The sequence below is a fragment of the Bradyrhizobium sp. ERR14 genome (assembly GCF_014198235.1).
Classification (GTDB): Bacteria; Pseudomonadota; Alphaproteobacteria; order Rhizobiales; family Xanthobacteraceae; genus Bradyrhizobium.
The window spans coordinates 110,192-124,279 of record NZ_JACIHD010000004.1 but is presented as its reverse complement, the minus strand read 5'-3'; the positions used below and the strand labels follow the sequence as shown (position 1 = coordinate 124,279).

The 14,088-nt window shown below is 62.5% G+C and carries 8 protein-coding genes; 1 reads left to right on the top strand and 7 read right to left on the bottom strand.

Annotated elements, in window-relative coordinates:
- Positions 1–21 precede the first annotated feature (21 nt).
- The 6 genes from scpA to mdeB form a co-directional block, all read right to left on the bottom strand.
- Complete coding sequence (scpA, locus tag GGD62_RS13785; protein ID WP_183234806.1) at positions 22–2,160, bottom strand: methylmalonyl-CoA mutase; 2,139 nt, start codon at positions 2,158–2,160, stop codon at positions 22–24.
- Between the two features lie 63 nt (positions 2,161–2,223).
- A complete protein-coding gene (locus tag GGD62_RS13780) occupies positions 2,224–4,239 on the bottom strand; it encodes an acetyl/propionyl/methylcrotonyl-CoA carboxylase subunit alpha (protein ID WP_183708823.1) in 2,016 nt (671 codons plus the stop codon).
- 8 nt (positions 4,240–4,247) lie between these two features.
- On the bottom strand, positions 4,248–5,777 hold the full coding sequence (locus tag GGD62_RS13775) for an acyl-CoA carboxylase subunit beta (protein WP_183708822.1): 1,530 nt from the start codon (positions 5,775–5,777) through the stop codon (positions 4,248–4,250).
- A 17-nt stretch (positions 5,778–5,794) separates the two neighbouring features.
- The gene (gene lpdA / locus GGD62_RS13770; protein WP_183234809.1) at positions 5,795–7,510 is read right to left on the bottom strand and encodes a dihydrolipoyl dehydrogenase; all 1,716 of its coding nucleotides are present in this window, start codon (positions 7,508–7,510) and stop codon (positions 5,795–5,797) included.
- Positions 7,511–7,518: 8 nt separating this feature from the next.
- On the bottom strand, positions 7,519–8,799 hold the full coding sequence (locus tag GGD62_RS13765) for a 2-oxo acid dehydrogenase subunit E2 (RefSeq protein WP_183708821.1): 1,281 nt from the start codon (positions 8,797–8,799) through the stop codon (positions 7,519–7,521).
- Positions 8,800–8,816: 17 nt separating this feature from the next.
- On the bottom strand, positions 8,817–11,495 hold the full coding sequence (mdeB, locus tag GGD62_RS13760; protein ID WP_183708820.1) for an alpha-ketoglutarate dehydrogenase: 2,679 nt from the start codon (positions 11,493–11,495) through the stop codon (positions 8,817–8,819).
- Between the two features lie 370 nt (positions 11,496–11,865).
- Between mdeB and GGD62_RS13755 the strand changes: the two genes are divergently transcribed.
- Positions 11,866–12,726 carry a helix-turn-helix domain-containing protein gene (locus GGD62_RS13755; protein WP_018316658.1) on the top strand — a complete coding sequence of 287 codons (861 nt, stop codon included), beginning with the start codon at positions 11,866–11,868 and terminating at the stop codon, positions 12,724–12,726.
- Positions 12,727–12,798: 72 nt separating this feature from the next.
- Here GGD62_RS13755 and GGD62_RS13750 read toward each other — a convergent pair whose 3' ends face one another.
- Positions 12,799–14,022, bottom strand: coding sequence for an ABC transporter substrate-binding protein (locus GGD62_RS13750; RefSeq protein WP_183234812.1), 1,224 nt, complete (start codon positions 14,020–14,022; stop codon positions 12,799–12,801).
- Between the last annotated feature and the right edge of the window lie 66 nt (positions 14,023–14,088).

Below are 14,088 nucleotides of genomic sequence, written 5' to 3'. Positions count from 1 at the left end.
TTCAAAGCGGCCGGGCCTCGATCAGCGATTTCTTCGCCGTCCCTCGATAAGATCGAGAACTGCCATAGCGGCCTCAAGTACGTTGGTACCAGGTCCAAACACGGCTGCCACTCCGCTCCGAAGCAACTCCTCGTAGTCCTGCCGTGGCACGACGCCCCCGCAAACAACAATGATGCCGCCAGCGCCAGCCAGCTTCAACTCCCTGACAACCTGAGGAACGAGCGTCCTGTGACCGGCCGCGAGCGACGAGACCCCCAGAACATGTACCTTTGCCTGAACGGCCATCGCGGCAGCTTCGGCTGGCGTTTGAAACAAAGGACCGGCAATAACATCGAATCCCATATCGCCGAATGCCGACGCAATAACCTTCGCACCTCGATCATGACCATCTTGTCCCAGCTTGGCGATCATAATCTTTGGCCTCACGCCAATCGCTTGTGACACTTCGTCGAGCCGCGAAACAAGATTGGTGAACTCGGGATCGTTTCCATAAGCAGGGCCATAGACACTCGAAACAACATCGGGTATCGCCTGGTGATCTCCAAAAGCCTGCCGCATTGCATCAGACATTTCGCCGACGGTTGCTCGAGACCTAGCGGCCTCAATCGCGGCTTCCAGCAGATTTCCCTCACCTGATTGCGCGACCCGGTTCAGTCGAGCCAACGCACTGGAGACGCTCTTAGAATCTCTAGACCGTTTGATATCAGTCAGGCGGCGAATTTGCGAAGCGCGCACAGTCGAATTGTCGATCTCCAGAATGTCGATTGGCTCCTCTTGTTCAAGCCGAAACCGATTAACTCCGACGATAACCTGATCGCCGCGATCGATCGCGGCCTGCTTGCGCGTCGCCGATTCTTCGATCAATCGCTTAGGCCACCCTGTCGCGATCGCGTTCGCCATCCCTCCCCGCTCTTCGACCTCCTCCATGAGTTGCCAGGCAGCCCTGACGAGATCGTCCGTCAGGCGCTCGACATAGTAGGATCCCGCGAGGGGATCGACGACGTCGGAGACGCCCGTCTCATGCTGAAGGATCAGCTGGGTGTTCCGGGCAATCCGAGCCGAAAACTCAGTAGGCAATGCGATGGCTTCGTCGAACGAATTTGTGTGCAGCGATTGCGTGCCGCCCAGAACGGCGGCTAAGGCCTCATAAGCGGTCCGCACGATATTGTTATACGGATCATGCTCCTGGAGCGACACTCCCGACGTCTGACAGTGCGTACGAAGCACTGAAGACGACTGCTTTTTAGGGTTGAACTCCGCCATAACGCGCGACCAGATAAGTCGAGCAGCGCGCAACTTCGCCGCTTCCATGAAGAAATTCATTCCGATAGCGAAGAAGAATGAAAGCCGCCCTGCGAAGTCATCGACGTTAAGGCCCTTGGCAAGAGCAGACCGGACGTATTCACGTCCATCAGCGAGCGTAAAGGCCAACTCCTGGACGAGCGTCGCCCCCGCCTCCTGCATATGGTAGCCTGAAATCGAGATGGAGTTGAAGCGCGGCATGTTCTGCGCGGTGAACGCTATAATGTCAGCAACAATGCGCATCGATGGTTCCGGCGGATAAATGTATGTATTGCGGACCATGAACTCCTTCAGAATGTCGTTTTGGACAGTTCCCGAGAGAGCTTCGCGCGGAATTCCCTGCTCTTCACCGGCGACAATGAAGGTTGCGAGAATGGGGATTATCGCTCCGTTCATGGTCATCGACACCGACGTTTCCCCGAGGGGAATGCCGTCAAAGAGGATCTTCATGTCTTCGACTGAGTCGATGGCAACGCCCGCCTTCCCGACATCACCTAGGACGCGAGGATGATCAGAATCATAGCCGCGGTGGGTCGCCAAATCGAACGCAACCGACAAGCCCTTCTGTCCTGAGGAAAGGGCGGCACGATAGAATGCGTTTGACGCCTCTGCAGTCGAGAATCCCGCATACTGGCGGATTGTCCACGGTCTGCCAGTATACATCGTCGCCTTAGGACCACGAACGAACGGCGACATGCCAGGTAACGTGTCCAGATGCTCGATCCCATCTAAATCAGACACCGTATAGATCGGCTTGACTTCAATGCCCTCCGGAACCTTCCGCACGAGCGCGATGGGATCGCCTTTTAGTTCCTTCTCGGCAATCCTCTTCCATTCATCTGGAAATGACATCGACATTCCTGATCTCGCACGGGTTACCGACCTAATTGTCGACCACGCATCGCGGGCTACATGGCCTGCTTACGCAAATTCCAAGATCAGCGCGTCCACCGCCAGCGTCGCACCGGCGCTGGCGTGGATCTTCTTCACCGTACCGTCCTGTTCGGCACGGAGCACGTTCTGCATCTTCATGGCTTCGACCACCGCGAGCGTCTCGCCGGCCTTGACCTCCTGCCCCTCGGTCACCGCGATCGAGACCACGAGGCCGGGCATCGGGCACAGCAGCTTCTTGCCGGTGTCGGAGGCCGTCGTCACCGGCATCAGCCGGGCCGATGCGGCTTCCGCTTCGGTCCAGACATAGACCGGCACCTCGACGCCCTGATGCGCCAGACGGATGCCATTGGCGATCGGGCGCGCCTGCACGGCGACGAAATGGCCATCGATGGTGCCCTGCCAGACCGGATCGCCCGGCTTCCATGGCGACTGCAACAGATGCGCGTTGCCGGCCTTGCCTTCGGCGTCGACGAAGCGGATCGCAATGGCCTCGCCCTCACGCGCAACCTCGAGCAAAATCTCCTGGCGCTCGAGCCAGACCGCACGGCGGCGTTCGCGCTGCACGATGCGTCCGCCCATCTGGCCCGAGATCTGGCGCTTGCGCTCCCCGAGCACGTGGTCGATGGCAGCGCCGACCGCGGCGATGCGCCGCGCGACCTCGCCTTCCGGCACGCGCACCGCAAAGCCCTTGGGGAATTCCTCGGCGATGAAGCCGGTCGACAGCCGGCCCTCGCGCCAGCGCGGATGATGCATCAGCGCCGATAGGAACGGGATGTTGTGCCTGATGCCGTCGACATAGAACGAATCCAGCGCGGTGGCCTGCGCCTCGATCGCGGCCGCGCGCGAGGGCGCGTGGGTGACGAGCTTGGCGATCATCGGATCGTAGTGGATCGATATCTCGCCGCCCTCCTGCACGCCGGTGTCGTTGCGCACGGTGATGCCGTCCTTGCTCACCTCGGCCGGCGGATGGTACTTCACCAGGCGCCCGATCGAGGGCAGGAAGTTGCGGAACGGGTCTTCAGCGTAGAGCCGCGATTCCACCGCCCATCCGGTGAGCGTGACGTCCTTCTGCGCGATCGCGAGCTTCTCGCCGGCGGCAACGCGGATCATCTGCTCGACGAGATCGACGCCGGTGACGAGCTCGGTGACGGGATGCTCGACCTGGAGGCGCGTGTTCATCTCCAGGAAGTAGAAGCTCTTGTCCTGCCCTGCGACGAACTCGACCGTGCCGGCGGAATCGTAATTCACGGCCTTGGCCAGCGCGACCGCCTGCTCGCCCATCTTGCGGCGCGTGGCCTCGTCGAGCAGCGGCGACGGCGCCTCCTCGATGACCTTCTGGTTGCGGCGCTGGATCGAGCATTCGCGTTCGCCGAGATAGATCACGTTGCCGTGCTTGTCGCCCAGCACCTGGATCTCGATGTGGCGGGGATCGACGATGAACTTTTCGACGAAGACGCGGTCGTCGCCGAACGAGGCCTTGGCCTCGGCCTTGGCGAGGTTGAAACCTTCGGCGACCTCGGCCTTGGAATGGGCGATGCGCATGCCCTTGCCGCCGCCGCCGGCGGAGGCCTTGATCATCACGGGATAGCCGATCTCGTCGGCGATCTTCACCGCGTGCTTGTCGTCCTCGATGACGCCGAGATAGCCCGGCACGGTCGAGACCTTGGCCTTCGCGGCCGCCTTCTTGGATTCGATCTTGTCGCCCATTGCGGCGATCGCGCCCGGGTTCGGGCCGATGAAGACGATGCCGGCGGCCTCCAGCGCGCGCGGAAACGCCTCGCGTTCGGACAGGAAGCCGTAGCCGGGATGCACGGCCTCGGCGCCGGTCTTTTTACATGCCTCGACGATCTTCTCGATCACCAGATAGCTCTCGGCTGCCGCGGGCGGGCCGATCAGCACGGCCTCGTCGGCCATCTCGACATGGAGGGCATCGCGGTCGGCCTCGGAATAGACCGCAACCGTCTGGATTCCCATCTTGCGGGCAGTCTTGATGACCCGGCAGGCGATTTCGCCGCGATTGGCGATCAGGATGCGTTTGAACACTGCTCTTCTCACAACGGCATGTTGTCGTGCTTCTTCGCCGGCGCTTCCATTTTCTTGTCCTTCAGTATCGCCAGCGCCCTTGCGATCCGCTTCCGCGTCGAATGCGGCATGATGACATCGTCGATGTAGCCGCGCTCGGCGGCGATGAAGGGCGACAGGAAGCGGTCTTCGTATTCCTTGGTGCGCGCGGCGATCTTGTCGGCGTCGCCGATATCGCTGCGGAAGATGATCTCGACCGCGCCCTTGGCGCCCATCACCGCGATCTGGGCGGTCGGCCAGGCGTAGTTCATGTCGGCGCCGATCTCCTTGGAGGCCATGACGTCGAAGGCGCCGCCATAGGCCTTGCGGGTGATGATGGTGACGAGCGGCACGGTGCACTGCGAATAAGCGAACAGCAGTTTTGCGCCGTGCTTGATCAGGCCGCCATATTCCTGCGCGGTGCCCGGCAGGAAGCCCGGCACGTCGACGAAGGTGACGATCGGGATGTTGAAGGCATCACAGAAGCGGACGAAGCGCGCGGCTTTGCGCGAAGCGTCGCTGTCGAGCACGCCGGCCAGCACCATCGGCTGGTTGGCGACGAAGCCGACGGTACGGCCCGCGATGCGGCCAAAACCCGTGACGATGTTCTTGGCGAACATGTCCGCGATCTCGAAGAAATCGCCCTCGTCCACGACCTTCAGGATCAGTTCCTTCATGTCGTAGGGCTTGTTCGGATTGTCGGGGATCAGCGTGTCCAAGGACATGTCGACCCGGCCGATGTCATCGAAGCTCGGCCATTCCGGCACGCCGTCGGTGTTGTTGGACGGCAGGAAGTCGACCAGGCGCCGCATCTGCAGCAGCGTCTCGACGTCGTTCTCGAAGGCGCCGTCGGCGATCGAGGAGCGCGTGGCGTGTACGCTGGCGCCGCCGAGTTCTTCGGCGGTGACGACCTCGTTGGTGACGGTCGTCACCACATCGGGGCCGGTGACGAACATGTAGCTAGTGTTCTTCACCATGAAGATGAAGTCGGTCATGGCAGGCGAATAGACGTCGCCGCCGGCGCAGGGGCCCATGATGATGGAGATCTGCGGGATCACGCCGGAGGCGAGCACGTTGCGGCGGAACACATAGGAATAGCCGGCGAGCGCGGCGACGCCTTCCTGGATGCGCGCGCCGCCCGCGTCATAGAGGCCGATGATGGGCGCCCGTGCCTTCATCGCCATGTCCTGGAGCTTCGTGATCTTCAGCGCGTGGGTCTCCGACAGCGAGCCGCCGAACACCGTAAAATCCTTGGCGAAGACGAACGTCTTGCGGCCGTTGACGGTGCCCCAGCCGGTGACGACGCCGTCGCCGGGGATCTTGTTCTTCTCCATGCCGAACTCGGTGGAGCGGTGCTCGACGAACATGTCGAACTCCTCGAACGATCCCTTGTCGAGCAGGAGCTCGATGCGCTCGCGTGCGGTCAGCTTGCCGCGGGCGTGCTGCGCCTCGATGCGCTTCTCCCCGCCGCCGAGCTTTGCGCCGGCGCGACGTTGTTCAAGGGCTTCGATAACGGACATCGATTGGGCCAACTGGTCTACCGTTTTCGGGCGATTGGAGGCAGGTCGGTGCAAATGCCCTCATAGACTTCGGCAGCCATGCCGATCGTCTCGCCGAGGGTCGGATGCGGGTGAATGGTCTTGCTGATATCGATCGCGTCAGCCCCGATTTCGATCGCGAGACAGATTTCCCCGATCATATCGCCGGCATGCGGTCCGACGATCACACCCCCGACGATGCGACTGGTTTCGACGTCGAACAACAGCTTGGTCATGCCATAGGATGCGCCCGACGCGATGGCCCGGCCGGACGCGGCCCACGGGAATTTTGCCGAACGGATCTTCCCTCCGGATTCGGCGACATCACGCTCGGACTTGCCGACCCAGGCGATCTCAGGATCGGTGTAGGCGACATTGGGGACGATCTTCGCGGTAAAGACCGCCGGCTTCCCGGCAGCTACTTCCGCGGCGACGTGCCCCTCGTGAACGGCCTTGTGCGCCAGCATCGAACCGCCGACGACGTCGCCGATGGCGAAGACGTTGCGCGCCGTCGTTCTCATCTGCTCGTCGACCTGAATGAAGCCGTTCGAATCGATGGCAACGTCGATCCGTTCGAGGCCGAGCTCGCTACTGTTGGGAACACGGCCGGCCGATTGCAACACCAAATCGTACGATCGTGTCCGTACCGATGCGCCTGTGGTACCGACACTCACGCCGTCCGGCGTGATTTCGGCGGTTGATACGCTGCTTGCGACGTCGATATGCTCGAAGCGATGCGCGTTGCGCGAACGCCAGATCTTCACCGCGTCGGCATCCACGCCCGCCAGGATATCGGGAAGCCTTTCGACAAGATCGATCTTGGTGCCGAGCGAGTTGTAGACGGTCGCCATCTCCAGCCCGATGATCCCCGCTCCGATCACGAGCATGCGGCCCGGAATGCTTCGCAGCGCGAGCGCGCCGGTCGAGGTCACGACCCGCTCGTCCTTGGGAAGCACCGCCAGCTGCACCGCGCGCGAGCCCGTGGCGATGATGCATTGACCAAATTCAATTTGCTGCGATCCTGCCCCCTCACCGACAATCTCGAGCCGCGTGGCGGAGGCGAATTTTGCGGTGCCGCGGATCACCGTGACGCGGCGCGCTGCCGCCATCTGGCTCAGCCCATCCGTCAGCTTCTTGACAGTGCCGTGCTTGAAGGCGCGCAGCTCCTGCAGATCGATCTGCGGCGCGGCGAAGCGAATGCCCAGGTCGGCGATCCGTTCGGCCTCCTCCTTGACGGCCGCAACATGAAGCAGCGCCTTCGACGGGATACATCCGACGTTCAGGCAAACTCCGCCCAAGGTGCCGTAGCGTTCGACGATCGCGGTCCTCAGTCCAAGGTCTGCGGCGCGATAAGCTGCTGAATAGCCGCCAGGCCCCCCTCCGATCACCACGAGGTCGTAGCGCGTGGGGTCGATTGCGTGCGGGCCAGCATAGGACTGTTCCGGCGAGATCGTCTCAGCTTGCGCGCCGCCCCCGTCGGACGCCGACGCTGTGCCGATCATGGAACCTTGAGACACCTTGTCTCCAACGCGCAGCGAAATGCTCGTGATCACCCCTGCGATCGGTGACGGAATCTCCAGCGTCGCCTTGTCGGATTCGACGGTGATCAAAGCCTGCTCTCGCGCGACGACGTCGCCCGCCCTGACGTGGACCTCCACGACTTCGACGTCTCGGAAATCCCCGATGTCGGGGACCAGGATCTCCTCTGTCCGCATCTGCGTCCTCACAATGCGAAGCGCCGCACATCGGTCAGCACCGACGCGACGAATCCCAGGAACCGGGCCCCGGCCACGCCGTCGACGACCCGGTGATCCCACGACAGACTCATTGGAAGGATGAGTCGCGGTTCAAACTGGCGGCCGTTCCAGACTGCCTCGGTGGCGGCACGACCAGCTCCGAGGATTGCGACCTCGGGCGCATTGATGATGGGCGTAAATCCCTGACCGCCGATGCCTCCCAGAGACGACACCGAGAAACAGCCGCCCTGCATGTCGCCCGACGCGAGCTGCCCCGCGAGCGCCTTGTCGGCGAGCGAGCGCATCTCCGCGGCGATCTGCCGAAGGCCCTTCTTATCGCAGTCCCGGATCACCGGCACGACCAGACCTTTCGGCGTGTCGACGGCGAAGCCGATGTGGACGTAGTGCTTGAGGATCAGCTCATCGCCATCGAGCGAAGAATTGAAGCGCGGGTATTTCTGCAGCGCCAAGGCCGCGGCCTTGATCAGCAGCGACACCATAGTGAGCTTCGCCGTGTCCTTCGTGGCCTCGGCGTTGGCGAGCTGACGAAAGGCTTCGGCGTCGTTCACATCCGCTTTGTCGAAATTCGTCACATGGGGAATGACGCTCCAGTTGCGCGAGAGGTTCGCGCCGGTCAGCTTCTGGATTCGCGTCAGCGGCAGGCGCTCGACCGCGCCGTACCTCTCGAAATCCACCTTGGGCCAATCGACCGGCGCGTCGCGCGCAGGCGCCATCGCCGGTCCCGATCGCACCAGTCCGTTGACGAAGGCCGCCACATCCTCGCGCAGAATCCGGCCCTTGGGGCCGGTGGGCACGACAGAATCCAGCGCCACGCCGAGCTCACGCGCCAACGCGCGAACGGACGGCGATGCATGCGCCGCCCCGCTGGGCTGCGGCTGCTGTGCACGTGCTCGCGAGTCATCGGCTGGAGCGGCGGGCGTCGGCTGTGACAGCGCCTCCTGCTGCGGCAACCGTTGCTCCACCTGTGGCGCCGACGCAGCCGCCGGCGGAGGCGCGATGGAGTCACCGCGACCTTCGAGGATCATCAGAACCGAACCTTCTGAAACCCGCGCCCCGACGTCGATCATCAGTTTGGCCACCGTGCCTGCGGCCGGGGATGGCACCTCCATCATCGCCTTGTCGGACTCGATCGACAGCAACGGCATGTCGATTGTGACCTCGTCGCCGACCAGCACATTGATTTCGACTACCGGAACATCCTTGTAGTCCCCAATATCCGGCAAAACGACTTCAATTGAATGAGACATGCGCGCTCCGCCCTCTCTCAGCGCGACCAAGGCGATGCAACGCCGGTCGGCAATTCGTAGCTGGCGATGGCTTCGGCGACCTGCTCACGCGCCACGTCACCCGATTTTGCCAGCGCCGACAGCGCCGCAACGACGATCTGCTTGCGATCGACCTCGAAGAAAGATCTCAGCGCGGCGCGCGTATCGCTGCGCCCGAAGCCGTCGGTGCCCAGCACCGTATAGGGCGCCTCGATGTAAGAAGCGATCAGTTGCGGATACGCCCGGACATAATCCGAAGCCGCGACGATCGGCACCTTGCCGCCGAGGCATTGTGCGACGTGGCTCTCGACCGGGGTCGACAGCGGCGAAAGCCGATTAGTTCGCTCCACCTCACGCGCCTCTCGCGCCAGCTCGGAAAAGCTCGTTGCCGACCAGACTTCACAGGCCACTTTCCATTCGCTTTGCAGCATCGCTGCGGCGGCGAGCGCCTCCGGGAGAATGGCGCCCGAGCCGACCAGCCTGATCTTCGCCGGCCCGTCAGCGCTCGGCAGAACCCGATAGAGACCCTTGATGATGCAGTCGCGTGCATCGTCGGGCATCGAGGGCTGCGCATAGTTCTCGTTCATCGCCGTGAGGTAATAGAACTCGTCGTTGCCCTGCTCGAGCATCGACCGCATGCCGTGATCGACGATGACGGCCACCTCGTAGGAGAATGCCGGATCGTAGGCCCGGCAGTTCGGAACGGTCGCCGCCATCAGATGGCTGGACCCGTCCTGATGCTGCAAGCCTTCGCCGCCGAGCGTCGTCCGGCCGGCCGTCGCCCCGATCAAAAAGCCACGCGCGCGCTGGTCCGCCGCCGCCCAGATCAGATCGCCGACCCGCTGAAAGCCGAACATCGAATAGTAGATATAGAACGGCAGCAACGGGAAGTTATGGATGCTGTAGGAGGTCGCCGCCGCGGTCCATGACGAAATCGCCCCCGCCTCGGTGATCCCCTCCTCCAGCAATTGACCGTCGATCGCTTCCTTGTAGTACAGCATCGAGCCGGCATCTTCCGGCTCGTAGAGCTGTCCTGCCGGCGAGTAAATGCCCACCTGCCTGAACAGGTTCGCCATTCCGAAGGTGCGGGCTTCGTCGGCAACGATGGGAACGATGCGCGGGCCGAGCGTCTTGTCCTTGAGCAAATTGTTGAACAGCCGCACGATCGCCATCGTGGTCGACGTCGCCTTGCCGTCGCCGCGCAACGCGAACTCCGCGTAGGATTGCAGCGGCGGCACCGGCAGCGCCGCCGAAGCGCGTCGCCTCACCGGCATGTAGCCGCCGAGCGCAGCGCGACGGGCGCGCAGATATTGAATTTCCGCGCTGTCTTCCGCAGGCGTGAAGAACTCCAGATTCTCGACCTGCTCGTTGCTGAGCGGCAGAGCGAACCGGTCGCGGAACGCATACAGCGCGTCGACATCGAGCTTCTTGGCCTGGTGCGACGTCATGCGCGACTCGCCGGCGCCGCCCATGCCGTAGCCCTTCTTGGTCTTCGCCAGAATGACGGTCGGCCGACCCTTGATGTCCTTAGCGGCGGCAAAGGCCGCGAACAGCTTCTTGAAGTCGTGGCCACCGCGTTTCAGGCCATCGATATCCGCGTCCGACATGTGCGCAACCAGCGCCCGGACCTCGGGGTCCTCGCTGAAGAAGTTGGCGAGGTTGTAGGCCCCATCCTTGGCGCCGAGCGTCTGATATTTGCCATCGACGGTATCGGCGAATTTGCGCAACAGCGCATGCCTGCTGTCGCGCGCGAAGATATCGTCCCAGTCCGATCCCCACAGCACCTTGATGACGTTCCAGCCGGCGCCCTGGAAGAGGGATTCGAGTTCCTGAATCACCTGCCCGTTGCCGCGGACCGGCCCATCCAGGCGCTGTAGGTTGCAATTGACGACGAAGGTGAGGTTGTCGAGATTTTCCCGCGCCGCCAGGGCGAGCCCGGCGATCGATTCCGGCTCGTCCATCTCGCCGTCGCCGAACACACCCCAGACGTGGCGACCAGCCGTCTGCACCAGGCCGCGATGCTGCAGATACTTCATGAACCGCGCCTGGTAGATCGCGCTGATCGGGCCGAGGCCCATCGATGCCGACGGCACCTGCCAAAACTCCGGCATCAGCCAGGGATGCGGATAGGACGACAGACCGGGGCCGCTCAGTTCCTGGCGATACAGCTTCAGATTTTCGTCCGACAGTCGGCCTTCGAGATACGCTCGTGCATAGACTCCGGGAGACGAATGCGGCTGGAAATACACCAAGTCCCCCTCCGACCCGGAGCTTGATGCGCGAAAGAAATGATTGAAGCCGACTTCGAAAATCTCCGCGGCCGAGGCGTAGCTGGCGACGTGCCCGCCGAGTTCCCCATAGGCCTTGTTGGCACGGACCACCATCGCGAGCGCGTTCCAGCGAATGATCGCCGTCAGGCGGGTCTCGATCGCGATGTCGCCGGGGTAGGGCTTCTGCTGCTCGAGCGGAATCGAATTGCGATAGGGCGAGAACGGCGGAGAGTCCGGCAGAACGCCGAGTTCCTTCGCGCGCCGATCGAGCGCAGCCAGGATGTATCGCACCCGCTCGGCACCGGCCCTGTGGTGCAGCGATCCGAGCGATGCGAGCCAATCGGCGGTTTCGACCGCGTCCTGATCGGCGTTGACGCCCTTGCGTGGCGGATCGATGTGTGCAGTCATGCGTCGGGCTCCCAGAAGCCCGCACTTGGTAGCATCGGGTGCTGTGGCACGTGCTGCTGAATACGGCCGCGTTCCGACGGATTGCCCGGTTCCGGCGGGACGCCGAGGCTCGCATCGCAGCATTCTCTGCTGTTGGTTTAATCAGGCAAGTGATCGAGCCGTCGGCCGCCTGACAGGTGCTCACGCTTGGTCGCGGCGCAGCATGCCGCATCGCTCAGCGCTCACGCCGCAGGAGCGGCCATCTTGTCGCGGATCAGCGAACTCGACGGCTCGCCGCGACTAGTGACCTGAGCTTTCAAAACAGCTAACCTGGGTTAGCAGCAGGATCTGCATCAAGGCATGACAGACTTGACGAATTGACAGGATTGAAATGCCGCCCGAGACCGAGTTCGATCCGGATTTTGCGCGAATGGATCTCCCCGATCTTCGGATCAACTATGATCCGGTCGATCCGGATCAGTTCGATCGTCCCGTCACTTCATTCTGTCTCGAAACCAGCAAAGACAACGACGACCTACCGCTGCACTCACACCGCAAAGGCCAATTGGTCGTCGCATCTCATGGCTCGGTGATGTGCCGGGCGCCTGGTGGCTTGTGGATCGTACCTCCGCAAGGCGCGGTATGGATCCCGGCCGGCGTGCAGCACAGCAATTGCGTGGCCGATTTCGGCAAACTCTACACCGTGTTCATCGATCCACAGGTCAGCATGCTGCCGCGGACCTGCTGCACGCTGATGATCACGTCGCTGGTGCGCGAATTGATCCACCGCCTCTCGGTGTTCCCACCGCTCTATCCGCTGGAAGGACCGACCAGCCGTCTCGGCCGGGTCTTGCTCGACGAACTCGTGCAGATGCCGACGACGGATGAAATGTATCTGCCGATCTCCCCCGACGCCCGTCTTCAACACCTCGCCACTTCCTTGTTGAATAATCCGGGCGACCGCAGCACGATGGACGAAGTCGCCTCGCGCTACGCAATGAGCGAGAGCACGTTCGCACGCTTCATCGCCAAGGAAACAGGGATGACCTTCGGGCGCTGGCGCCAGCGTCTCCACATTCTGATCGCCATGCAACGCCTCACGGCGGGCAGTTCGGTCCAGGCCGTGTCGCTAGAACTGGGCTACGAAACCCCGAGCGCGTTCATCACGATGTTCAAGAAGACGATGGGACAGAGCCCTCGCCGCTTCCTTGCCGAGCGGTCGCGCCTGATAAATTCGGACAGTTTGCCCTAGCTCGCACGTCCCTGCCTCGATATTTGACGACCGCGACCCCACGACGCTTTCGCGGGGTCGCACGGGACGAGCTCAGCGTTTGCTGTAAGGCGCAAGTGGATATTCGAGCGACGCTTCCGCGATGGCCTTTGGAGCCACCACCCGCGGCCTGCCTTTCAAACCCTGCAGCATCACCATCGAACAGTGGATGTTCTGGCCGGTCTCGTCGAACTTGGTGTTGTCGCCGTACATCAGGATCGGCTTCATTTCGGTCTTCTTGAGCGCGCCGTGAATCGCCGCCGACTCCGGCGAAGCCGCCCGCGTCACGGCGTCTGCGACGATCTGCACCGCCTCGAACGCGCAGCCCGCATTGGCATCGAACCAGTCGTTCGGGTAGTCCGCCGCGAACATCTTCATGATCTTGTCGGTCTCGGCGCCCTTGGGATTGAGCCACAACGCCGACAGAACCGGACCGTCACCATACTTTCCGAGCGCGTCGTGATACGCCTTGTCGGACACGCCGTTGGAGTTGGGCGAAAACACCATCTTCGGGTCCCAGCCCTGCTTGATGCATTCGCGCGCGATCATGATCGCGTCGTTGACGCGCGTGACCGAGATCAAAGCATCGGCACCCGACGCTTTCGCCTTGGCAACTTCCACCGACAGATCCTTGGCCTTCTCGTCATAGGCAACGTACTGCGCGATCTTGAGCGGAACATCCACTTCCTTCCACGCCTGATCGATGCTGGCCGCCGTCGACTGCCCCATCGTGTTGTTGAGATGGAGAACGACGGCGCTGCTCGGCGGATCCTTCAGCGTGCCGAGCACGGACTTCAGCTCGGTCAACGATTGCCGCACGATGGTCAGCGACGTGGGGTAATAGCGGAACACTTGGGTGAAGCCCTGTGAAGTTACCTGGGTGGCGCTCGCGATGTGGACCACCATCGGCACCTTGGCGGCCTCGCAGGCCTGCAGCGCCGAAATGGTGGCACCGGAATCCCACGCGCCGATCAGCACGGTGCAGCCCTGCCGGATCAGGCTCTCGGCGGCAATCCGGCCGTTCTCCGGACGGCTTTGCGTATCGGCGTGAACGATCTCGATGTCGAGGCCGAACTTCTCACGCGCGAATTTGGCGCCGAGATCGATGCCGCGCACGCAGGCCTGACCGGGAAACGCCAGCACACCGCTGCTGGGCATGATCGCTCCGACTTTCACTTTCGTGTTCGCCGCAAACGATGGCCTTGATACCATTCCTGCCGCAATTCCCAATCCGCTTCCGACAATCGTCCGCCGCGTGATTCCGCTTCGCTTGGTCATCTCGATGTCCTGTTGCTGAAGGAGTGAAATCTTATCTCGACTGGTAGCTTCGTACGTTTTGGGACC